A 25,107-nucleotide genomic window follows, 5' to 3' on the forward strand; every position below is an offset into this window, starting at 1 on the left:
GTTTTAATTTGGTTAGAATTGAACTTTTACCGCCAAGGAATAAGAACTTGGAATTGGCACGGTTCCAAAATTGTATCTCGCAACCGAAGACTGTCCGCCTGAGTTGGTTTCCGGATCGAAACTGGTAAAGTGATCCCACGAAATCAGGTTTCTTCCACTGGCTGTAACCGTCAGATCGTCAAAGAATTTGTTTAATTTTCCGAAAGAATAATTCAGTGAAACTTCTCTTAATTTCAGATAACTTCCGTCTACCACTCTAAATTCTTCCACATTATAAACCGACCAGATGTACCCACGTGGTAATTCACCGTTAAGTTCCTGAGTCACAATTTTTCCTGATCCTACACCTTGTCGGGTTCTGTAATCGGCATCAAAAACGTCTACGCCCTGAACACCGTCAAACAATACAGAAAGACCAAATTTTTTGTAATTCAGATTGGCTCCGAAAGCTATAATATAATCCGGGTTTGGATTCCCAATTTGTTTGTTCAGAATAGTTCCGGTTGGCTGTCCTGAAGCATCTCTTTGTGGTGCTCCGGTATTGACATCTCCTTTTTCGGTTTGTGGATATCCGCTTGGAGTTAACAACAAACTTCCATCAGGATTTCGGGCAAAATAAGTTCCGTAGAATATTCCGATAGGTTTGTCCATCTCTACAAAAACAGGAGCTCCTGCTAAGTTACTGTCCAGTTTGAAACGAGTTTGTGGTAATCCTGTTACTTTGTTTCGGTTGCTGCTGTAGTTTACAAACACATCAAGGTGTAGGTTTTCTTTTTTGATCAGATCGTATTTCAAATTGATTTCGAACCCTTTGTTGTTCATTTGTCCGATGTTTTTAATCGTATTCGTTGCGCCTTCAGAAGCCGCCAACTGAACCGGCAATAACAAGTCATCAATATCGGCATTGTAATAGCTGAAAGATAAATTCAGACGGTCTTTGATGAAACCAAAATCACCTCCAATTTCATACGTAACACTTTGTTCCGGTCTTAAATCCAGATTTCCTTGTTTGAATCCTTCGATCGTAAAAGCACTGTTTCCTAAAAGTGTTCCCGTAGAATAATTGGTAAAACGGGCATAAGGTTTAATCGCGGTTAAACTTCCTGATTTCCCCCATGAAGCTCTAAAACGTACAGAGCTTACAGCATCGTGAATGTTTTGCATAAAGGGTTCGTCTGAAAATACATAACTCACACTTGCTTTTGGATAAAACTGAGAGCGGTTAGCACTCGAAAAAATAGTCGAAGCATCCTGTCTTCCTGCAACTGTAAGGTATAATTTGTCTTTGTAGCCAACAGTTTCCTGAAGATAATATCCCCATAAATTATATTTGGACTGACTGGAACTTGGCGAACCCGGAATCAAAGTATTAAAAGCATTGATAGTTTCGATAAAAGGTTTTAAGTTACGTCCTTCAACTGCTGCAAAATTATCGCGATACGTCTGCACATTGTAACCTCCATAAGTAGTAGCTTTCCATTTATCGTTAATGTTCCAAAGGTATCTTAAGTTCAAATCGTTATTAAATTGTACCACTCTGTTAGTAGCCTCAGAAACATACCCGTCATTGTAGTAAGCCGGATTCACAATATACGGATATCTAGGGATGAAGACATTTCCTCTCTGATTGTAGTTGTCGATACCAAAAATCAAATCGGCATTGAAATTTTTAAACGGTGTGTAGTTCAATTGTAAATCCGAAATAATACGATCCGTATTTTGTTTGATTTTGAAAGTTTCGATAATCGAAAGTGGATTCACCCTGTTTGGATCAACAGCTAAAAGATTGCCATTTACGTCTCTTTGATTGATGTCGTAGATATTATTGGTGATGTTGATCGCGTTAATCGGACTCCAGAAGACGTTTCCGTCCGGTTTTTCATTCGAACTGGAGTTTACATAATTTAATCCCACTGTAGCGGATAGTTTTGAGTTGAAGTCATGTTTCAATCTCACTTTGGCACCCGATCTTTTAAAATCGGTATTTTTTATAATTCCTTCGTTTACCAGATAACCAAGAGAAGCAAAATATTTGGTTTTCTCGTCTCCGCCTTGTAGGGAGAAATACGTATCAGTTCCGACACCCGTAGTAAAAATATCATCCTGATAGTCATGTCGCTGTACATTAGTTGTTCTGGTTTCAAGGTTTCTGCCTAAAACCGTTACTGTAGTTGGACTCGCAGGATTTCCCTGAATTGGGAACAGGGCAGGTGAAGTACTTACAAACTGCTTGTCAGACATATTCATATCCAGTTTTTTGCGAATTTGGTTAGAAGTCACGCTGGTTGAAAAGGTATATCTGGTTTCTCCTGCGACTCCTTTTTTAGTTGTAATTAAAACCACACCATTGGCCGCTCTTGATCCGTAAATGGCTGCGGCAGCACCTCCGTTTAAGACTTCAACGCTTTGAATATCGTTAGGATTAATGTCCGCAGATCTGTTCTGACCAATTTGCATGTTAGAGTTTCCGGTAGTCACGTTTAGGTTGGTTACGTTGGTAGTGGCGTTGTTTAAAACCACACCATCAATAACATATAATGGATCTGAAGAACCTAATATCGAAGAAGTTCCTCTCAGTTTGATGCTGAAACCTCCGGCTGGATCACCCGAGTTTTGAGAAACCTGAGCACCGGCAATTTTTCCCTGCAGCGCCGTAGAAAGACCTCCGGGCTGTGCTTTAACTAAATCTTCTCCTTTTAAACTGGTTACGGCATTTCCGAGTTCTTTACGGGTAGCGCGTACGGTGGAACCCAGTACAACCACTTCAGAAAGAGCGTTCGTTTCTTCGGTCATTTTAAGGTTGATTGTAGTCGTGTTTGCTGAGACCTTGATTTTCTTCGAAGCAAATCCTACAAAACTAAAAACGAGCGTTTCGTTTTCATTTGCAGTGATGCTGAATTTTCCGTCCAGATCAGTTGTAGTGCTTTTAGAAGTACCTTCGATCAAAACGGATACTCCTGGAAGAGAAAGTCCGTCGGTAGTACTGATAATCGTACCGGTTACGGTTTTTGACTGCGCAAAAATGGGCTGCGCAAACAAAATAATTCCAAATAAAAAGAATAGTTTTTTCATTTTTAAAATATTTGTTTGGTTAGAGATTTTAAATGTAGAGAATTATTTTTTATAAATGCAAATTTTTGCAATATATTTAATTAAAATATTAAAAAACGCATAAAAACGCATCAAATTATGATTTTGTAGGTGCTGTGAGGTTCTTATGAGGTGTTTTTGAAATAATTGTTTAATAATCATGCATGATCATGCAATATATTTTTATATTTGTTCAAAAAAGTTAAAATGCTTAAGAAAGAGAGACATCAGTTTATCATGGATAAATTCAAGATTGTCGAAAAGATAAACACGATCGATCTTGCCACAGAGCTCAGTATCTCTGAGGATACCATACGCAGAGATTTTAACGAATTGCACAACAAAGGCCTGATCAATAAGGTATACGGTGCCGCTTTTCCCATAAAGGAGAAATCCAGTAACGTTTTTGATATATATATAATCAATGAAGATAAAAAGAGAATAGTAGGGCAGAAAGCCTTATCGTTTCTTAATGAAGGTCAGGTGATTATCATGACCGGAGGAACCACCAATTTGTCTTTTTGTAAACTCATTCCAATTGATTTTTCGGCTACCATATATACGTACAGCCTTCCTATTGCCATGCAATTGTCACAGCATCCGAATATCGAATTGATTTTTATTGGTGGAAAACTGCAGAAAAAAGCCATGGTAACCGTGGGTATCGATGTGGTACAGGTACTGTCTAAAATCAAAGCCGATGTTTGTTTTCTGGGAGTGAGTAGTTTAGATGTTAATCAGGGACTTACCGAAATGGGTTACGAAGTTTCGATCATCAAAAAAGAAATGATTAAAGCTTCTGATAAGGTAATTGTCCTTGCAACTTCCGATAAAATTAATGGCAAAATGCCACATCAGGTTTGTGGTCTCGATAAAGTGGATGCTATCGTTACCGATCTCAATTCTAAAAGTCCCAAAATCAAAGGTTTTATAGAAGCAGGAGTACGGATGGTTTAATGGAATTGCATGATTGTGCAGTATTTGTTTTATGTGCCATTTAGAGAATAGATAGAGGTTAAAAAAGTTGTGAAATTAAAGAAAGCTTGTAAAACACAATCAAAAGAAAATCTCAGAACCTTAGCGCCTTTGCACCTTAGAACCTCAAAAAAAACTATTTTTGTAATTCACGGAATCCGTTTTAGTTTATAAACCAAGTTATAATGTCAATAATTAAAGAGTTAGAACAATTATCAGCATCATTAGAAGGAACCCTTTTATATGATGATCTTCATAAAACGCTTTATTCGACCGATGCTTCTGTGTATCGAATTAAACCCAATGCGGTGGCGATTCCCAAAACAATTGAAGATATTGCCAAGCTGATAAAATTTGCAGGACAGCATCAGATGTCGATTACGCCAAGAACGGCCGGAACTTCGTTGGCAGGACAGGCAGTAGGAGACGGATTGGTCGTTGATGTGTCGAAGCATTTTACTAAAATTATTTCGTACAATGCCGAAAAGAAAACCGTAACAGTTGAGCCTGGTGTAATTCGCGACGAGCTCAATTTGTTTTTAAAACCACACGGCGTATTTTTTGCCCCAATTACATCAACTTCAAATCGCGCAATGATTGGCGGTATGGTGGGGAATAACTCTTCAGGAACCACTTCGATTCGATATGGAGTGACACGCGATAAAATTGCTGAGGTAAAAGCTCTTTTAAGCGACGGTTCGGAAGTAGTTTTTAAGGATCTGACTTCTGCTGAATTTATCGAAAAAACCAAAGGGGACACCTTAGAAAATAAAATATACAAAACCATTTACGATGAGCTTTCTGTTGTTGCCACTCAGGAAGAAATTGTAAAAGAGTTTCCGAAGCCCGAGATTCACCGAAGAAATACAGGTTATGCTGTTGATGTTTTGCTGAAATCAGATTTGTTTGGCGGAACTGAACCCACTGTCAATTTAGGCAAACTGCTTTGCGGGAGCGAAGGAACGCTGGCTTTTACAACTGAAGTGACGCTGAAAGTAGACGACCTGCCTCCGCCTCATAGCATTATGGTTGTGGGACATTATCACACGATTCAGGAATCATTAGAATCTGTTGTTGTAGCAATGAAGCATCATTTGTACACGGCAGAAATGATTGATGATACCATTTTAGATTGCACCAAAACGAATCGGGAACATATTAAAAATCGTTTCTTTTTGGTGGGGGAGCCCAAAGCTATTATGTTGTTTGAAGTCGCGTCGAATACTTTAGAAGATGCTGAAAAACAAGCGGATGCTTTGATTGCTGATTTGGAAAAAAACAATTTTGGTTATGCACGAGTAAAGATTTATGGGAAGGATATTGACAAAGCGAATGAACTGAGAAAAGCCGGTCTGGGACTTTTAGGAAGTATTGTTGGTGATGATAAAGCAGCCGATTCAATCGAAGATACTGCGGTTGAATTGAGCGATTTGCCGGCTTATATTGCTGAATTTTCAGCCATGATGAAGCGTCACGGACAAGAGGCAATTTATTATGCACATGCCGGAGCGGGTGAGCTGCATTTGCGTCCGGTGTTGAATTTGAAAAAAACATCCGATTTAAAACTTTTCAGAACCATTGCAACCGATGTGGCTGTTTTGGTTAAAAAGTACAGAGGATCTCTGAGTGGAGAACATGGTGACGGAATCGTGCGTGGTGAATTTATTCCATATATGATTGGCGAATCCAATTATGAATTGCTAAAAAGAATTAAGCTGGCGTTTGATCCCAACTCGGCTTTGAATATTGGTAAGATTGTGAATGCCTTAAAAATGGACGAAAACCATCGTGTTGTTTCGGGCAGAGTTGAACCGGATATTAAGACGTTTCAGGATTTCTCGGATAGTTTGGGGATTTTGCGTGCTGCCGAAAAATGTAACGGTTCCGGTGATTGCAGAAAGTTACCGTCGGCAGGAGGAGCTATGTGTCCAAGTTACCGCGCGACGAAAAATGAAAAAGAAACTACGCGTGCCAGGGCGAATGCCTTACGCGAATATTTAACGTATTCGGAGAAAGAAAATAAATTCGACCAGAAAGAGCTTTACGAAGTTTTTGAATTGTGTGTGAGCTGTAAAGCCTGTGCCAGCGAATGTCCGAGTAATGTAGACGTAGCCACGCTGAAAGCAGAATTTTTATACCAATATCAAAAAGCAAACGGCTTTTCGACCCGAAACAAAATCTTTGCACACAATGCCAAACTGAATAAAATGGGAAGTTTGTTTCCGTCGATTACGAATTTTATTTCCAATCAGTCTCTCGTGAAAAAAAGCATGGGAATTGCTCCGGAAAGACAGGTTCCGTTATTGGCGAAAAAAACGTTCAGAAAATGGTACGAAAATAATAGGCCACAGCAAAATAATTTCCCCAACGGACAAGTGTATTTGTTTAATGATGAATTTACCAATTATTACGATGTTAATATCGGTATAGATGCTTTTGAACTATTGACAAAATTAGGTTACGAAGTTTTAATCGTCAATCATGAAGAAAGCGGAAGAACGTATTTGTCGAAAGGATTTTTGGAAGAAGCGAAGAAAATTGCAGATATCAATGTGACTATTTTTAAGGATTTAGTTTCAGCAAAAGCACCTTTAATCGGAATAGAGCCTTCAGCAATATTAACGTTCAGAGACGAATATCTGCGTTTGGCAACGAACAAAGAAGCTGCTGAAAAAGTAGCTAAAAATGCTTTTACGATAGAAGAATTCTTTAAAAGAGAAATTATCGATGGTAAGATCACGGCCGATTCTTTTTCGGCAGAAAAGAAAGAAATTAAAATTCACGGACACTGCCATCAGAAATCCCTGAGTTCTGTTGAGGCGACCTTTGCTATGCTGAATTTACCAACGAATAATGTGGTTACCATTTACAATTCAGGTTGTTGTGGAATGGCAGGGTCATTCGGTTACGAAAAAGAGCATTACCAGGTAAGCATGCAAATGGGAGAAGATACCTTATTCCCAAAAGTAAGAGCCACCGCCCAAGAGGTAAAAATCGCCGCAGCAGGAACTAGTTGCCGTCATCAAATTTATGACGGAACGAGCAGGGAAGCACAGCATCCGGTGAGTATTTTGAGAAACTGTTTGAAGTAGAATGTTGTTAGCCACGAATTTCACGAATTGACGCAAATTTTTTTGTTTCTAATCTTTGTAAAAAAAAATAGATTCTATTCTTTTTGCCACAGATTATGAGGATTAAAATGATTTAGAATAAAAGAAATTGGCGTTAATCTGCTAAATCTGCAGAATCTGCGAGAGAAAAAATAGTCAAGTATTTGAAATGCTAAAAAGTTTTCCCGCAGATTTTGCAAAATTTGTGCTAATTCGTGCAATTGCTTCGCCTGTTCGCTATCGCTCGGGTTGTGGCGGAAAAAAAAATCGGCGTGAATCCGCAATAATCCGTGGGTGAAAATAATTCATCACAAAAAGCGATGCAAAACAAAATCGTTTTATATATTTGAAATCAGGATAATTTTTGCATTATTTGCAAAATAAAACCACAAAGACCGAATTAAATTAATTTTAAAAGCATAATTACATATGGCATTATCAGGTTTATTCCGAAAAAAAACGGTACAAGATATTCTGAAGCAGGTTGCAAAAAACGATGCAGACGGTCATAATGCATTAGGAAAACACTTAACTGCCAGAGATTTAACTGCCTTCGGAATTGCTGCTATAGTGGGTGCCGGAATTTTTAGTACGATCGGAAAAGCCAGTGCAGATGGCGGACCAGCCGTTATATTTTTGTTTTTATTTACAGCGGTAGCTTGTAGTTTTGCCGCTTTTGCCTATGCAGAATTTGCCTCAATGGTACCTGTTTCAGGAAGTGCTTATACCTATTCTTATGTGGCATTTGGAGAAATTATAGCCTGGGTAATTGGCTGGGCTTTGATCATGGAATACTCCGTTGGAAATATAACCGTTGCGATATCGTGGAGTGATTACTTTACGGGACTTCTCGCCAGTGGAGGGATTCATCTCCCGCAGTGGGTTCAGATGGATTACTTAACCGCTTCAAACGGATTTAATAACGCAACAGCTTTGATGCATAGTGGAAAAGCCTTTGAAAATTTAGAACCAGCTCTGCAGTCTGCTTATACGGCCTGGACAACTTCTCCGGTTTTATTTGGCTCGTTTCATTTTGTTGCCGATCTTCCGGCTTTATTAATTATCATCTTGATTACGGCATTGATTTACCGCGGAATGAAAGAATCCCGTAATGCCAGTAATATTATGGTGGTAGTAAAACTTTGCATTGTACTTTTAGTAATTGCGGTTGGGATATTTTACGTGGATACAGCCAATTGGGATCCGTTTGCACCAAATGGAGTAAGTGGTGTATTAAAAGGAGTTTCTGCAGTATTTTTTGCTTACATTGGTTTTGATGCCATTTCAACTACAGCCGAAGAATGTAAAAATCCTCAAAGAGATTTACCACGCGGAATGATGTGGGCGATTATTATTTGTACGCTTTTGTATATCGCCATTGCCTTGGTTTTAACCGGAATGGTGCGTTATAACGAATTAAATGTAGGTGATCCGCTAGCGTTTGTATTTGAAAAATTAGATTTAAAATGGATGTCCGGAATTATTGCAGTAAGTGCGGTAGTGGCAATGGCCAGCGTTTTGTTGGTTTTTCAAATGGGACAGCCTCGTATCTGGATGAGTATGAGCCGTGACGGATTGTTGCCAAAACGTTTCTCCAGAGTTCATCCAAAATTTAAAACGCCTTCTTATGCAACTATCGTAACTGGTTTTGTGGTTGCAGTACCCGCGTTATTCTTAAATCTTACCATGGTAACGGATTTGTGCAGTATCGGAACTTTATTTGCGTTTGTATTGGTTTGTGCCGGAGTTTTAGTATTGCAAAATAAGCCGGAGATTCCAAGAGGAAAGTTTAAAACGCCTTATATCAATTCAAAATATATAATGCCGGCTTTATTGATCATAGGATTAGTTTTTGCCTTTGGTTACAATAAAAAGGCTACGATGAGTTTTATCACCAATGAGACCCAGGTGAATAGTCCGGCAGATATTATTACTTCATTGGATAAAAGCGATTCTGAAAAAGTTTTCCATTATTTAAAAAGTATCGACGTTCAGAATAAAACTTCAGAAACATCCGATTTAGAGCATTTATTGAGTCAGTATCAGGATGACGAAGCAAAATATGTTGAGGTTGTAAAAGGTTTACCTATAAAAGAGACTGCAAAATTTGAAAGCGGACTGAGTTTATTCAAACATAAAATTCCAATGTGGATCTTCTTGTTGGTATTAGTTGGTTTAACGGTTTGGGCTTTCAGACAGAATCTATCCTTAATTCCGCTTTTAGGCTTGATCTGTTGTTTGTATATGATGGCCGAATTAAGTGTTTGGAATTGGATTTATTTCACAGTTTGGTTGCTTATTGGTCTTTGTATCTATTTTGGCTTCAGCCGAAAAAACAGCAAGCTAAACACGGAGAATGTTATAAGTTAAACGTTATCAGAGTTCCATCGGAACGAAATATATTGTAGAGATGGATTTTAATCCGTCCGCCATCGGAACGAAATGTATTGTAGAGATGGATTTGATCTGTCCTAAACATGGAGAACGTTACAAGTTAAACGTTATAAGAGTTCCATCGGAACGAAATATATTTAGGGATGGATTTTAATCCGTCCGCCATCGGAACGAAATGTATTGTAGGGATAGATTTTAATCCGTCCATTGAAATAAAAAAAATATAGATGATAAGCCGTTCTGAGAATGTTTTCATAACGGTTTTATTATTTTGTATAAGGTAAATGATCTTTTCATTTTAAACAGGCACAAAAAAAAATCCGCCAAAAGAAAAACCTTCAGCGGATTTAAACAAACTAAAAAAAAATCGTGCAAATTTATTTATAAAGAATTGTTTTATTTTGCAAGATGTCAAGCTCTGTCATGCAGGCTTTCATCATTTTGTAGGTACGTTCAATGTCATTGTCCAGACCGATAGAGAAACGGATTAAACCATCCGTCAGTCCCATTTCGGCTTGTTCTTCTAACGGAATTTCACTTGAAGTAGAGGTCCCCGGTGCGCTGAATAATGTTTTATAAAACCCTAAACTCACCGCCAGATAACCTAAGTTTCTTGCCTGCATCAGTTCCATTAATTCGTTGGCCTTTTCCAATGATCCCACATCTATGGTGAGCATTCCTCCAAAACCATATTCCGGATTGATCATTGTTTTGTACAATTCATGACTTGGGTGACTTTTTAATCCCGGATAAACCGTTTTTAAACCGTCTTTCTCAAATTTATCTGCCAAAACATGTGCATTATGACTGTGCTGCTTGATACGAATATGTAGCGTACGAAGGTTTTTCATTACAGAAGCCGAACGCAGACTGTCCATCGTAGGTCCTAACAACATACTGGCTCCTGAATTTACATTTTTTAGTGAATTGATAAACTCTTTCGAAGCACAGGTTACGCCGCCCACGGTATCACTGCTTCCGTTTATGTATTTGGTTAAACTGTGAATCACAATGTCTGCTCCTAATTTTGCAGGAGAAACCGATAACGGTGAAAACGTATTGTCTACGACCAATTTTAGATTGTATTTTTTGGCAATTTTAGCCAGGCCGGCGATATCAGCTACTTCCAACAATGGATTGCTAACCGTTTCACAGTATAGAACCTTAGTTTTAGAGGTGATCGCTGCTTCTACAATATCAAGTTTGGTAATGTTGACAAAGCTCGTTTCGATTCCAAAGCGAGGAATGAAATTCTTTAGGAAGGCATACGTTCCGCCATAAATAGTTCTACTTGAAACAATATGATCACCCGCACCACAAAGTTGTAAAAGCGTAGGAGTGATAGCCCCCATTCCGGAAGCCGAAACATTGGCAGTTTCCGTTCCTTCCATCGCTGCAAGTGCTTGATCCAGATACAAGTTACTTGGAGAAGAATGACGGGAATATAAGTAGCAACCTTCCATGTTCCCTTCAAAAGTATCGAACATGGTTTTGGCTGAAAGAAAAGTATAAGTAGAAGAATCCGAAATCGATGGGTTAACACCACCAAATTCACCAAAGTATTGCAAATCCTGAATTTTGTCTGCCGGGTTAAAGTGGTTCATAGTTGGTAGTTTATTGTTTGTGGTTTATAGTTTATAGTTTATGGTTTAGTTTTTTTTGAGACCACTATTTTGACTTTTACTTTAAATAAGAACCTTTTATGTTCTTTTTTGAAGGAAATCTTTTTCAAAATAAGAGCTAATTGGAAAATTAATCAACCACGAAATGAATAATTAGATTTTAAAACTGTAAAAATGCATTTATCCTGAATTTTAATCTAAATTTGATGAATGTAAGATCAGTTAATAGATTTTCTTTCATTTTACAACAATAAGAACAAGCCATCAACTACCAACCATAAACCCTAAACTGAAGCCATGACTTTAGATGCCACAGATAAAAAACTCCTGGTTTTATTACAAACCGACAGTAAAAAAACAAATAAAGAATTATCCTTAAAACTCAATCTCTCTGTGACGGCGGTTTATGAGAGGATTAAAAAGCTGGAGCGTGAAGGCATCATAAAAAACTACGTCGCTCTGGTGAATAAATCTAAAATCGAAAAAGGATTTGTGGTTTTCTGTCATTTAAAACTAATTCAGCATACTAAGGAATTCCTAACCAAATTCGAAAGTGAAGTTACCAAGCTAAACGAAGTTCTGGAATGTCACCACGTAAGCGGGGATTATGATTATATCTTAAAAGTTTTGGTAAAAGACATGGAAGCGTATCGCGAATTCCTGGTCACAAAATTGACTTCACTTCAACATATTGGCAGCACACAAAGCATGTTTATGATTAGTGAAGTGAAGAACTCAACGGTGATTTCTTTTTAAGGTGCTAAGATTCTGAGAGACTAAGGTGCTAAGTTATTGATTTCTGAGTTTTTTTGGGTAAAGGTTTAAAGGGACAAATGTTTTTCTTAGAAATGTACAGCTGTGCGTCTAAAACGTGATGAATCTTTGCATTTTTCGCGATTTTATAAGAATTACAAAATCAGCATGATCTGCAAAATCTGCGAGAGACAAAAAAACTTCGAGAGAATTTGTGTAATCTTGGTCACAAAACTGACTTCGCTTCAGCATATTGGCAGTATACAAAGTATGTTTATGATTAGTGAAGTGAAGAATTCAACGGTGATTTCTTTTTAAGGTGCTGAGATTCTGAGAGACTAAGGTGCTAAGTTCTTGATTTCTGAGTTTTTTTGGGTAAAGGTTTAAAGGGACAAATATTTTTCTTAGAAATGTATAGCTGTGCGTTTAAAACGTGATGAATCTTTGCATTTTTCGCGATTTTATAAGAATTACAAAATCAGCATGATCTGCAAAATCTGCGAGAGACAAAAAAACTTCGAGAGAATTTGTGTAATTAATGGACAAAAAACTTTGCGACTTCACAATAATAAAAAAACAAAAACTTAGTGAACCTTTGCGTAAATCTTTGTGCACTTTGCGGTAAAATCCTCACTCAAAATTTCACCCAAAAAACATTGAAAATTAAACTTCAAACAAAACTTTATTCCTTAATTTTGTAACGCTAAAAATAAAATAGACAAACTATGAGTTCATTTGACGTAGTCATTATAGGTTCAGGTCCTGGCGGATATGTATCAGCAATTCGTTGCGCACAATTGGGATTTAAAACTGCAATTGTAGAAAAGTATAACTCTTTAGGTGGAACTTGCCTTAACGTAGGTTGTATTCCTTCAAAAGCATTATTATCGTCTTCTCATCATTATGCGGAAATTGCACATTTTGCAGATCACGGAATCGAAGTTTCAGGTGATGTGAAAATCAATTTAGAGAAAATGATCGCGCGCAAGCAAGCTGTTGTTGATCAAACTGCAGGTGGAGTTAACTACTTAATGGATAAAAATAAAGTTACTGTTTTTAATGGTTTAGGTTCTTTCGTAGATGCAACACACATTGCTGTGACAAAAGCTGACGGAACATCCGAAACTATTGAAGCAAAATATACTATAATTGCTACAGGTTCAAAACCATCTTCTTTGCCTTTTATTAAAATTGATAAAGAAAGAATCATCACTTCTACTGAGGCTTTGGCTTTAAAAGAAGTTCCAAAACACTTAGTAATTATTGGTGGTGGAGTAATCGGAATTGAGCTTGGACAAGTTTACCTTCGTTTAGGTGCTCAGGTTTCTGTAGTAGAATTCATGGACAGAATTATTCCGGGAATGGATAGTTCTTTGTCTAAAGAATTGACTAAAGTATTGAAAAAACAAGGAATGAAATTCTACGTTTCTCATAAAGTAAAATCAGTAGAAAGAAACGGTGATGCTGTTGTGGTTCAGGCTGAAAATGCAAAAGGAGAAACAATTACTTTAGAAGGAGATTATTCATTAGTTTCTGTTGGACGTCGTCCGTATACTGACGGATTGAACGCTGACAAAGCAGGAGTTAAAATTTCTGACAGAGGACAAGTAGAAGTAAACGATCATTTACAAACTAACGTTCCAAATATCTATGCTATCGGTGACGTTGTTCGTGGAGCAATGTTAGCACACAAAGCAGAAGAAGAAGGAACTATGGTTGCTGAAATCTTAGCGGGTCAAAAACCGCATATCGATTACAACTTAATTCCGGGTGTTGTATACACTTGGCCGGAAGTTGCAGCAGTTGGACAAACTGAAGAGCAATTGAAAGCTGCAGGGGTTAAATACAAATCAGGAAGCTTCCCATTCAAAGCTTTAGGACGTGCAAGAGCAAGTGCTGACTTAGATGGATTCGTAAAAATCCTTGCTGATGAAAAAACAGACGAGGTTTTAGGTGTTCACATGATTGGAGCCCGTACAGCAGATTTAATCGCTGAAGCTGTTACAGCTATGGAATTTAAAGCTTCTGCTGAAGATATCTCAAGAATGAGCCATGCGCATCCAACTTTTGCTGAAGCAATAAAAGAAGCGGCTTTGGCAGCTACTGATAACAGAGCATTACACGTATAATTTACGTAAAGTATATCTTAAAAACCCGTCAGAATTATTTCTGACGGGTTTTTTATTGCTTTAGTATGGTAAAAATATAATACGTTTCTTTATTTTTTAAATAGACATTATAAGTTCCATTCTCTTCTTTATACAAATGGTATAAATATTTGTCGCCTTTAATGCTTAGATTTTTTCGTGACAGATTATTACTTTCAATAAATTCCAGTTCAAATTCGCAGCTGCCTTTCTTTTTGTAATGCAATTTTGAGAATGTACCATCATTAAAATTTTCTGTCCATAAATGATCGCTTAAAGTCACTTCTACTTTAGCACCGCTATTTTCTATGTAATAATATTTTGAAGATTCATCAAAATGATTGCATACCTCTCTGGATATTTCATCAAGAGGCTTTTCATTCTGCATGGACCAACTACTTTTCTCGGATTCGTTTGGAAAAAGGGCTACAAATTCGTTACAGTTTTTATGTAACCTGAAAAATAACTGCTCAAACACTCTTCTTTGAACTATACTATCCTTAAATTTTGTCAGGTATGGCGTGATATGAGAATTGTTGATGGTATTAATTCTGATTTCATTGTCTAGAGCCTGATTTTGAATCAATGATTTACAGATTTCAGTCGATAGCGAATCTATAGATTTTATAGATTGCGATCTGGAAAAATGAGTAAACAATAATAAGAAGGCGAGTAAATATTTTTTCATGTAAAATGGAAATTTTCATCAAATATAATTGTTTAGTAAAAGTATTTGGAGAATTGGATTTTATTCTTGTAATATTTGAGTCTAAAAATGAAGAAGTTCAGGAAAAATTTCGTAAATTAGAGGTATAATTTTGAGGCTGTATTTGCAGATGTTTGAGGTTTAATTGTTTGATAATTAGGCTAGTGGTTTTGTTTTTTGCAGAAGTCGAAAAATGGTAGCCATACTTTGTTTTAAGAGCACTGAAGAATTCAAAAAAAGGTAGTTTTGAACGGCTAAAAATTTTTAGTAAATAAATTAAAATTGTCAGAGCAGATTCTAAATAAGGTTGTTACTTTTCTTTTAAGTAATAATATAGAGATAAAGGTAAATAACAGGGGCTATAATGTCATAAAAGACGAGTGAGAGGAAAGTATCGGGAAAAGCCAGCTTTATCAGAAAAGATAATATTGGTATGCTTAAGGTCTCATTTTTTGGTCCTTTTTATTTCGGTTGTAAAGCAAAATAGTGTAAGTAGTAAAAAGAGCAAACCCGACAGGTTTTTAAATCTGTCGGGTTTGCTTTTTAAATCTAAAGTGAAAAATAGATTATCTGGTGAAAACGCTTTTGTAATTATCCCAATATCTGTAGATTAAGAACAAGTTAGCCAGGAATAGTAATATTGCCAGCGGCAATCCTTGTGGCGCAAGAAAGTAATTAATAAACAAGATATTTACCGTAATGGGTAAGATCAGTATATTGGCTAGTGTTACATATCGTCCTGTTACAAACGCAATTCCGCAAAGTAGTTCGATTGATTTTGCTAATGGCAATAAATAAGTTGAGGCAACAAGCCCCATATTAAAAGCTTTAAAATCACCGGTAGTTTCTGGTTCCGGAGCCAGTTTGAAGAAAAAACTAAGAGAAGCGAATAATAACAAAAGGCCAATTAAAACACGGACAATAATGGTAGCAATTTTCATAATACGTAAGATTTTTAATGGGTTAAAAAAGTCTAATTTATTTTTGGAAAACGTTATAATCTGAACTCACAAATGATAAAAAGTAATTTTCATGACTTTTATATTGAGAATTTGACAGTCATTATCGTTCTATTTTGAGATAAATAGAATGCTATATCAAATATAGCGATTTTTTTCTTATGAAATTGTTGTTTTTTAACACTTTTCTTATTTCTTAAAGTATTTTTTGTAAAGGAAAAATCCTCCAAAACCAATCAAAAGAAATGGCCACAAATTAATTAGAAAAACAAAGATCGTTTCAAGAATGTACCAGCCATTTTTTAGCGAATCGATGATTTGAATACCCAGATTAGGTTTGTAAGCATCGCTGTCTTTTTCACTGGCTATTATCTCCTGTTTTATCGTTTCGTTTTGATACAGTTGTAAAGTTATGGTGCTGAAGTTGATTTGATCCTCTAAGGATAAATTCTCAATAATGCTGTTATCATTGGCTTCTTTCTGGTTCGCCAGCGCATTTTCAGCTTCCATAACATCATTGATTTTTTTGCCCTTAGCATCAATTGCTTTTTCGACTCTTTTTTGTGTAACGGTGTTTCTTTTTTGCGAAAGCTGGTTGGATAATAACTTTAAAGAAACATCATCGGCCTTGATAAGTCTGAAGTCCAAAAAATCAATTTGTTTGGCTATGATTTTAATAACGGTATCGAGCTGTGTATTGGGAACACGGATTGTAATGTCGTTTTGTACCGTATATTTAGTGGTTTCTAGAGTGCTATCCTGACTGATTTTGGTTTTAACTTGATCTGAAATGGTGCTTTGTAAGCTGGTGTAGGTTACAAAACCTCCAAATTTCTGAGTGGTGTTTTCAATTGCATAAGTAGATTTAACGACGTTTTTTACCTTAAATTTAATGTCGGCAGTGCGAATAAATTTTTGCTTACCGTCTTTTTTTTCCACTGCTGCCGATGAAGAAACCGCAGTGCTGTCTGTTGTAGTTTGTTGGTCTGTAAGGCTTTCTGATGTAGCGGGATCGAATTTTTTGCAGGAAAAGAATAAGATGATAAGCACTAAGGAAGTCAATCCAAGGTTGGCAATTGTTTTCATAAAGTTTTTTAGATTTAATGGGTTGAGTAATAATTTAGAGAATCCGTTTTTCAGGGAGAGACTAGGGAAATTTTTATCGATTTTTTGGTATAACGAATTCAATCTGTGTTAGTCTTTATCGGCGGTGTTTTTTAGAAGTGTATTTTATCAATAGGCAAAAAAGGTTTGAGTATTCTTGTTAATTCGATATACTAAAAAGTGTGCCAATATTTTTTGTTTAATATTTTATTGAAGGATTTTTTTTGTTGTAATTTTGAGGCCTAAAATTTACCTATTTTTGAGAGTTACCATTTACAAAAACATTTCAGATCCAGAGCATTTTAAACAACAGCTTTTAAGCTGGTCACAACAATTTCGAGAGGTAGTTTTTTTGGATAGTAATTCGTATCCACAAGAATATTCAAGCTTTGATTTTGTTTTGGCAGTGGATGCTTTTACCTCTTTAAAAACAGATTTTCATAATGCTTTTGAAGATCTGAAACAATATCAGCAAACGACTAAAGACTGGCTTTTTGGATATCTTTCCTATGATTTAAAAAATGATACGGAAAACCTCACATCATCAAATTTTGACGGTTTAGATTTTCCGGATTTGTTTTTCTTTCAGCCTAAAAAGATTTTTACGTTAAAAGGGAATAAACTTGAGATACAATATTTATTGCTTTGCGATGATGAGCTGGAAGAGGATTATGAAGACATCGTTGATAGTAAATATGATGCTTTTGAAACGGTAAGTAGCATTGAAGTCAAACAGCGTATTTCAAAAGAAGCTTACGTTGAAAAAGTAAACAAAATGCTGGAGCACATTCATGTAGGTGATATGTATGAGGCCAATTTTTGTATGGAATTTTTTGCTGACTCTGCCGAAATTAACCCCTTAGAGAAATTTCAGAAGTTAAATGCGATATCGCAGGCTCCGTTTTCGGTATTTTTTAAGAATCATAAACAATATTTGCTTTCGGCTTCTCCGGAGCGATACCTGAAAAAAGTTGGTGAAACTTTGATTTCTCAACCGATAAAAGGAACTTCAAAACGATCTTCAGATCCGGTTGAAGATGAAAAATCAAAGCAGTTTTTAGCATCAGATGCGAAAGAACGTGCTGAAAACATTATGATTACCGATTTGGTACGAAATGATTTGTCGCATACGGCACAGAAAGGTTCCGTTGAAGTAACGGAACTTTGTAAAATTTACTCATTTTTGCAGGTGCACCAAATGATTTCAACCATCACTTCAAAAATAGATCCGCAGTATTCACCAATAGATGTTTTAAGGACTACTTTTCCAATGGGAAGCATGACGGGAGCACCAAAAATTTCGGTCATGAAGATTATTGAAAATGTGGAAGAAACCAAACGAGGTCTGTACAGTGGTGCTGTAGGTTATTTTACACCTGAAGGTGATTTCGATTTTAACGTGGTGATAAGAAGTATCTTGTACAATCAGGAAAATAAATATATATCGTTTTCAGTTGGAAGTGCGATTACTTCTCAATCGATTCCTGAAAAAGAGTACGAAGAATGTCTGTTAAAGGCAAAAGCAATGCACGAAGTTTTGCAATAACCAATATATTTTCGATTGATGATTTGCATGTGGGAATGTTAAATTAAATAAAATTCGTACAATTTTATTTGCAGTTTATAAATATAGTGTAAATTCGTACAATTTTAAGATTAAAAAAACTTTCTCTATTATATTGAATTAAATTTTTACATTTATAAATGCTTTTAAAATTTCAAAATCATCTCGCTGTAAGATTTCCATTTCTGGAGGATAAAAAGCTGTTTCTGGCAGTAAGCGGAGGATTGGATAGCATGGTTTTGCTGCATCTGTTTCAGCAATTACCGTTTGAGATCGCCGTTTTGCACTGTAATTTTCAATTGCGTGGATTAGAAAGTTTTGGAGATCAGGATTTTATTCAAAAGTACTGTGACGAGAATGGTATTTCGATTTTTAGTACTCAATTTGATACCGAGGCTTTTGCCAAAGATTATAAATTATCCACTCAGGTTGCAGCTCGGGAATTGCGTTACAACTGGTTTTATGAACTTCTGGAAACCGAAAATTTCGACTATATTGTAACGGCACATCATGCCGACGACAATCTCGAAACTTTCATAATCAATCTAACCCGAGGGACAGGATTAGACGGACTGACTGGGATTCCGGAGCAAAATGATAAAATTGTTCGTCCGCTTTTACCTTTTTCCAGAGCCGAAATTTTAGAATATGCAAAGCAAAACAATATACTGTGGCGGGAAGACAGCAGTAATGCGTCCAATAAATACCTTCGAAATAAAATTCGCCATGATCTTGTTCCGATCTTGAAAGAAATCAATCCAAATTTTTTAAATGCCTTTCAAAAAACGCAAGAGTATTTGCAGGAATCACAAGAAATGGTTGAGGATGCTTCGATCATGATTTACCAGCAAGTAGCAAAAGAAGAGGGAGAAGATATTCACTTTGACTTGAATCAGCTTAAGAAATTACCCAATTACAAATCGTATTTGTATCAGTGGTTAAATGAATTTGGTTTCGTGGCCTGGAATGATATTTATGATTTGGCAGAGGGACAATCCGGTAAACAGGTTTTTTCGGCTGATTTTCGATTGTTGAAAAACAGAGATACTTTGATTTTGAGCCCCATTTCTGAATTAGAAGAAAATGAAGTATTCGAAATTGGAGCAGAGGAGAAAGACGTTAATTTTCCCTTAAAATTAAGGCTTTGTCAGGTAGACGACATTACAATAGATTCAAATAAAGCTATATTTGTGGACGCTGAAAAAATCCGTTTTCCACTTATCTTACGTAAATGGAAGGAGGGAGATGTTTTTCATCCTTTTGGAATGAATGGGAAATCTAAAAAGCTAAGCAAACTTTTTAAGGATGAAAAATTATCGCTTATTGAAAAGGAAAAAATTTGGATTTTATGCTCAGATAATCAGATTGTGTGGGTTATCGGAATCAGACAGGATGAACGCTTTAAAATCGAGAATACAACAAACGAAATAATTAAAATAGAATTATTATAATGAACCCTAACTACTACCATCAAACGATAACGTCTAAAAATGTCTGGAATAAATCCATTGTTTTTTTACTGTTTTTTCTTTTTGCATTTGCAAAAGGGAACGCTCAAATTCTCGAACCGGTAAAATGGACTTCAAAAATTGAAAAGAAAGCCGGGAATAATGCTGTTTTGATTTTTGACGGAACAATTGAAAAAGAGTGGCACATGTATTCGCAGTTTACGCCGGAAGGAGGACCGCTTGCTTTAGAGATTACCTTTAAAAATCAGAAAGGAAATTACAATTTGGTTGGAAAGGCTAAAGAAGGAAAAACCAAAACAGCTTTTAATGATGTTTTTGGTGTAAATGAAACTTTCTTTGAAGGCAAAGCACATATCGAACAGGAAATCACCATTATCAATCCGAACTTAAAAACGGTTGAGGTTGATTTTGACTTTCAGGTTTGTAAAGAAGTTTGTATCAATTCCAGTAAAAAGTTTTCTATTGCGATTCCATCAAATTTTAAAATGGATGCTGTTGCGGCAGTATCTGAATCTAAATTAGATGAAACAAAAGTGGAGGGGATAGCAGTTGATACAGTAAAAAAAGTAGCCGCTTCAGCAGTAGAGCAAGTTATAAAAACAGATAAGGCTTTGGCAGAAACAAGTGAAGAAATTCCAGCGTCAACGCCTTCAAGAAGTTTATGGTCGATCTTTTTTATCGCTTTTATTTCAGGATTTGCAGCTTTGTTGACTCCTTGTGTTTTCCCGATGATCCCAATGACGGTAAGTTTTTTTACCAAACAAAGTAAAAGCAGGGCAAAAGGAATAAGAAATGCAATCATTTATGGGTTTTCTATTATTGCTATTTACGTAATATTAGGATTGATTGTAACCAAAATTTTTGGGGCGGATGCGTTGAATGCACTGTCTACGGATGTTTGGTTTAACCTGATTTTCTTTGTGATCCTGATCATTTTTGCTACTTCATTTTTGGGAGCTTTCGAAATTATGCTGCCAAATTCATGGGCAAATAAAGCAGATCAGCAAGCCGACAGAGGAGGTTTAATTGGTATATTGTTTATGGCTCTAGCTTTGGCTATTGTGTCGTTTTCATGTACCGGACCGATTGTTGGAACCTTATTAGTGGAAGCTGCTTCAAATGGTGGAATTGCTCCAATTGTTGGAATGTTAGGATTCTCATTAGCATTGGCGTTACCATTTATGTTCTTTGCTATGTTCCCGGGCTGGTTGAATTCGTTGCCAAAATCCGGTGGATGGTTAAATACGGTAAAAGTAGTTTTAGGATTTTTAGAATTGGCTTTAGCGTTTAAATTTTTATCAAATGCTGATTTGGTACTTCAGTTGCATTTTCTGGAAAGAGAAGTATTCATCGCTATCTGGATCGCTATTTTTGCAGCTCTGACCTTATATTTATTCGGGAAAATTACATTGCCTCACGATAGTCCTCTAAATCATATTTCGGTTGGAAGATTGTATTTAGGATTACTTACTTTAGTGTTCACGGTTTATTTAATTCCGGGACTTTGGGGAGCGCCATTAAAATTAATCAGTGCATTCCCGCCACCACCGCAATATAGCGAAAGTCCGTTTGGAGTAGGGGGATCTGCAAATTCAAATAGCGGCAGTACTGAAACCGTTTCGGGTTTACCGGAAGGAGCGGAGTTAGGACCTCATGGCATCATGGTTTTTCATGACTATGAAGATGGTTTAGCATATGCAAAATCAATCAATAAACCAATCATGCTTGACTTCACAGGTTATGCCTGTGTCAATTGCAGAAAAATGGAAAACAATGTATGGTCAGAACCCATGATTTTACCGATCCTGAAGAATGAGGTGGTTTTGATTTCTCTTTATGTGGATGATAAACGTGACTTGCCAAAAGAAGAGCAGTATGTTACGGCAAAAGGAGATAAAATCGAAACGGTGGGAGATAAATGGACTGATTTTATGATTTCAAAATATAAAACCAATACACAGCCACTATATGTGATTACAGATTTTGAAGGGAAGAATTTAAACCCTTCAAAACCTACTATTAGTTATGTAGGTGCAGAAGAATATTTGCAATGGCTGAAAGAAGGAATTTCTAATTTTAAGTAGTTTTTTTTCTAGAACATAGAGAATAGAGTAAAGAATATAGAGTAAAGGGTGCAATCTAAAATCTACAATAAACAAAGGGTTGAAATTAATTCAAAACAAAAATCCCTCTAAGGTCAGACTTAGAGGGATTTTTTATGGGCAAAGGCGGAAATTTGTTTTTATAAGAATTCCCCGTGTTGAGAAATATCTAATCCTAATTCTTCTTTTTCTTCAGTAACTCTTAGTGGGGTAATTTTGTTTACGACAAAGAATAAAGCATAAGAACCTACAAAAGCAAAGATAGAAACGATTACCAAAGCAGTTAATTGATTGATAAATAATGTTGGAGTTCCAAAAATTAAACCTTGATTGTCTCCAACAGCGGGGTTGATTGCTTTCGAGGCAAAAACACCGGTTAACAGCATTCCTACCATACCACCAACACCATGACAGGCGAAAACGTCTAGCGCATCATCGATTTTTCCTTTAGGGAATTTGCTTACTACCAGATTACTAACAATGGCAGAGAATGCTCCGATGAAAATAGCGTGAGAGATGCTTACAAAACCTGCAGCAGGAGTAATGGCAACCAGTCCTACAACTGCTCCTATGCAAGCGCCCAGAGCTGATAATTTGTGTCCTAAGATTTTATCCAGGAAAACCCAGGCCATAGCAGCAGCTGCGGCAGCAACAGTTGTAGTTCCTAAAGCCTGAACAGCTAATCCGTTAGCTCCTAATGCGGAACCTGCATTGAAACCAAACCATCCAAACCATAACAAACCTGTTCCCAGTAAAACGTAAGTAATTCTGGCCGGATTTACTTTTTGAACTTTTCTTTTTCCTAAGAATATTGCTCCTGCTAAAGCGGCCCATCCGGCACTCATGTGCACTACTGTTCCTCCTGCGAAATCTAATACTCCCATTTTAAAGAATACGCCGTCTGGATGCCATGTCATATGTGCTAAAGGAGAATATATGATTAGGATGAATAAAACCATAAATAACAAATAAGCCCAGAAACGCACACGTTCTGCAAATGCACCAGTGATTAATGCAGGTGTAATAATGGCGAATTTTGCCTGAAACAATGCGAATAACATAAAAGGAATTGTTGGGGCAAGGCTCCAGGCAGTGCTGGTACCTACATTCTGAAAGAATAAATTAGAAGTTGGGTTTCCAATGATTCCGCCAATCGTAGGGCCAAATGCTAATCCGAAAGCGACAATAACCCATAAGATTGTAACAATTACCATTGCCATAAAACTTTGCAGCATGGTACTAATAACGTTTTTCTTACCTACCATTCCTCCGTAGAAAAATCCTAATCCGGGTGTCATAAGCAAAACAAAAGCAGTGGCTACGATCATCCAGGCTGTGTCTCCTGTGTCAAACTTTACAGCTTCTGCCGGAATTGGGTTATCGGATAATATAAAGTTGGATAAAAAGGTGAGTACTAAAATCGTGATAAGAATCACACTTAAAATAATTTTTCGCATAGTTATTTAGTTTTAAATTTTTTATAAATGTATAAAATCAAGTAATAACCATGTAAAAAATAGGGGTGAGTGCTTTATTTTTATTGATTTTTTATTTTGACCCCCTGTATTTTGTGTCAATTGAATAATATTAACCTTAAATTTATGATTTGGTAAAAAAGTTTTGTGTTTTTGTTAGTTTATTAACTAAAAGGTAGTGTTATGTAGAGGTGTTTTGATTGTTTTTTGGATTAATATCTGATTAATTTGTTTTATAGTTGTGAATTGTAAATAAAAAAGGCGTCAGATGAATTTTTCAAATGACGCCTTTTATTATAAAATACTATTGCTTATTTCTGATTGAACTTTGCTTTGAATTTATCATTCAGTTTGGTTTGAAAAGTTTCTAAGTTAATTTTTCTTCCCTGAATGAAAGCAGTTGTTAGCTTATTCGTTCTCATATCGAGTGCATCACCTTCAGAGATAAATAAAGTGGCATCTTTACCCGTTTCCAGAGTTCCGCAAGTAGCATCAATACCTAATAATTTTGCCGTATTGGAAGTGATAAGCTGTAACGCTTTTTCTCTGTCTAAGCCATATGCTGCACAGGTTCCTGCTAAAAACGGCAGGTTTCTTACGCTCATACGCTCGTGATCACCACTGTTTTCAAGTCCTACCACAATACCTTTATCGGTAAGTATTTTGGCCATTTTATAAGGTAGATTTACATCTTCGTCATCACTTGTTGGCATGTCATGTACACGTCTTAAGAATACACCAACATTATATTTTTGCAATACATCAGCAGCTTTATAGGCTTCAAAACCTCCTACAACAACTATTTTCTTGATCTGATTGCTTGCCGCTAATTGTATAGCATCAACGATTTGTTTTTCTTCATCAGCATGGATGTATAGCGTTTGAGTTCCATCAAAAAGCCCTTTTGTAGCTTCAAAAACAATGTTTTTTTCTTTTGAAGCAGCCTGATTGTAAGCTTTTGCGTTACTCCAGAACGCTGCGATTTCTTCCACTTGTTTTGGATAATCTTTGTTGGCTTCAATAACTCCCGGTTCAAACCATGATCCTGATCTTCTGAAATTAGAAGGGAAGTCAAGATGAATTCCGTCATTTTCCTTTATAATGGCATCTTTCCAGCTCCAGGCATCTAACTGCACCACAGAAGAAGTTCCGGAAATTCTACCTCCACGAGGAGTGATCTGCGCCATTAAAATCCCATTCGGACGAACAGTTTCTACCACTTTCGATTCAGAATTGTAGGCGATAATACTTCTTACGTTTGGATTAAAAGTTCCAATTTCTTCCTGATCATCTGACGATTTCACGGCATCAATTTCTACCAAGCCTAATGTTGCATTAGCTACGATAAATCCCGGGTAAATGTGTTTTCCGCTGGCGTCAATGGTTGTGTCATACGCATCAGCAGCAAGCCTTACGGTCGTTGCATCTGCTACCAGGGTTAATTTTCCGTCTTTAAATCCAACGGCACTGTTTTGAATAACACTTCCGTTACCTAAATGTGCAGTAGCATTTAAAATCAAAACCGATTTGGTTTGTTGAGGTGCCGGTATTTGCTGTGCTTTTATTTGCAATGATGCACAAAAGGCAAGCAGACCTATATATATATTTTTATTAATCATGTTATCTGTTTTTATCTT

General features: G+C 36.5%; 15 protein-coding genes. 8 read left to right on the forward strand and 7 right to left on the reverse strand.

Features of this window, described 5'->3' with window-relative positions:
- Positions 1-12: 12 nt before the first annotated feature.
- The gene (locus M4I44_RS10865) at positions 13-3,072 is read right to left on the reverse strand and encodes a SusC/RagA family TonB-linked outer membrane protein (RefSeq protein WP_249967303.1); all 3,060 of its coding nucleotides are present in this window, start codon (positions 3,070-3,072) and stop codon (positions 13-15) included.
- Between the two features lie 225 nt (positions 3,073-3,297).
- Here M4I44_RS10865 and M4I44_RS10870 point away from each other — a divergent pair, with 225 nt between their 5' ends.
- The 3 genes from M4I44_RS10870 to M4I44_RS10880 all read left to right on the forward strand — a co-directional run bounded on the left by M4I44_RS10870 (position 3,298) and on the right by M4I44_RS10880 (position 9,545).
- The gene (locus tag M4I44_RS10870) at positions 3,298-4,047 is read left to right on the forward strand and encodes a DeoR/GlpR family DNA-binding transcription regulator (protein ID WP_249967304.1); all 750 of its coding nucleotides are present in this window, start codon (positions 3,298-3,300) and stop codon (positions 4,045-4,047) included.
- 203 nt (positions 4,048-4,250) lie between these two features.
- Positions 4,251-7,157 carry an FAD-binding and (Fe-S)-binding domain-containing protein gene (locus M4I44_RS10875; RefSeq protein WP_249967305.1) on the forward strand — a complete coding sequence of 969 codons (2,907 nt, stop codon included), beginning with the start codon at positions 4,251-4,253 and terminating at the stop codon, positions 7,155-7,157.
- Positions 7,158-7,604: 447 nt separating this feature from the next.
- Positions 7,605-9,545 carry an amino acid permease gene (locus tag M4I44_RS10880; protein WP_249967306.1) on the forward strand — a complete coding sequence of 647 codons (1,941 nt, stop codon included), beginning with the start codon at positions 7,605-7,607 and terminating at the stop codon, positions 9,543-9,545.
- A 401-nt stretch (positions 9,546-9,946) separates the two neighbouring features.
- Here the strand turns inward: M4I44_RS10880 and M4I44_RS10885 are convergent, their stop codons facing one another.
- Positions 9,947-11,173, reverse strand: a complete 1,227-nt coding sequence (locus tag M4I44_RS10885) for an aminotransferase class I/II-fold pyridoxal phosphate-dependent enzyme (protein WP_017495491.1) — start codon at positions 11,171-11,173, stop codon at positions 9,947-9,949.
- A 315-nt stretch (positions 11,174-11,488) separates the two neighbouring features.
- On the opposite strand from M4I44_RS10885, the gene M4I44_RS10890 reads away from it, so the two are divergent.
- Positions 11,489-11,947: an Lrp/AsnC family transcriptional regulator gene (locus tag M4I44_RS10890; RefSeq protein WP_017495489.1), complete on the forward strand. Its 459-nt coding sequence runs from the start codon at positions 11,489-11,491 to the stop codon at positions 11,945-11,947.
- 722 nt (positions 11,948-12,669) lie between these two features.
- A complete protein-coding gene (gene lpdA / locus M4I44_RS10900) occupies positions 12,670-14,073 on the forward strand; it encodes a dihydrolipoyl dehydrogenase (protein ID WP_017495487.1) in 1,404 nt (467 codons plus the stop codon).
- Positions 14,074-14,125: 52 nt separating this feature from the next.
- Here the strand turns inward: lpdA and M4I44_RS10905 are convergent, their stop codons facing one another.
- The 3 genes from M4I44_RS10905 to M4I44_RS10915 form a co-directional block, all read right to left on the reverse strand.
- Positions 14,126-14,779, reverse strand: a complete 654-nt coding sequence (locus M4I44_RS10905) for a hypothetical protein (protein ID WP_249967307.1) — start codon at positions 14,777-14,779, stop codon at positions 14,126-14,128.
- A 584-nt stretch (positions 14,780-15,363) separates the two neighbouring features.
- On the reverse strand, positions 15,364-15,738 hold the full coding sequence (locus M4I44_RS10910) for a DoxX family membrane protein (RefSeq protein WP_070907066.1): 375 nt from the start codon (positions 15,736-15,738) through the stop codon (positions 15,364-15,366).
- Between the two features lie 207 nt (positions 15,739-15,945).
- On the reverse strand, positions 15,946-16,842 hold the full coding sequence (locus M4I44_RS10915) for a DUF4349 domain-containing protein (RefSeq protein WP_249967308.1): 897 nt from the start codon (positions 16,840-16,842) through the stop codon (positions 15,946-15,948).
- Positions 16,843-17,119: 277 nt separating this feature from the next.
- On the opposite strand from M4I44_RS10915, the gene M4I44_RS10920 reads away from it, so the two are divergent.
- The 3 genes from M4I44_RS10920 to M4I44_RS10930 all read left to right on the forward strand — a co-directional run bounded on the left by M4I44_RS10920 (position 17,120) and on the right by M4I44_RS10930 (position 21,977).
- Positions 17,120-18,406, forward strand: a complete 1,287-nt coding sequence (locus tag M4I44_RS10920) for an anthranilate synthase component I family protein (protein WP_249967309.1) — start codon at positions 17,120-17,122, stop codon at positions 18,404-18,406.
- A 158-nt stretch (positions 18,407-18,564) separates the two neighbouring features.
- Positions 18,565-19,875, forward strand: coding sequence for a tRNA lysidine(34) synthetase TilS (gene tilS, locus M4I44_RS10925; protein ID WP_249967310.1), 1,311 nt, complete (start codon positions 18,565-18,567; stop codon positions 19,873-19,875).
- On the forward strand, positions 19,875-21,977 hold the full coding sequence (locus M4I44_RS10930) for a cytochrome c biogenesis protein CcdA (protein ID WP_249967311.1): 2,103 nt from the start codon (positions 19,875-19,877) through the stop codon (positions 21,975-21,977). The genes tilS and M4I44_RS10930 overlap by 1 nt, the downstream gene beginning before the upstream one ends.
- 158 nt (positions 21,978-22,135) lie before the next feature.
- Here the strand turns inward: M4I44_RS10930 and M4I44_RS10935 are convergent, their stop codons facing one another.
- Together M4I44_RS10935 and M4I44_RS10940 are read right to left on the reverse strand one after the other, a co-directional pair.
- Positions 22,136-23,452 (reverse strand): ammonium transporter, encoded by a 1,317-nt coding sequence (locus M4I44_RS10935; RefSeq protein ID WP_017495479.1) that lies wholly within the window; start codon positions 23,450-23,452, stop codon positions 22,136-22,138.
- Between the two features lie 329 nt (positions 23,453-23,781).
- Entirely contained in the window at positions 23,782-25,089 is a 1,308-nt protein-coding gene (locus tag M4I44_RS10940) for an amidohydrolase family protein (RefSeq protein ID WP_249967312.1), read from the reverse strand.
- Positions 25,090-25,107 lie beyond the last annotated feature (18 nt).

It is taken from the genome of Flavobacterium sp. B183, assembly GCF_023539155.1.
Taxonomy (GTDB): Bacteria; Bacteroidota; Bacteroidia; order Flavobacteriales; family Flavobacteriaceae; genus Flavobacterium; species Flavobacterium tructae.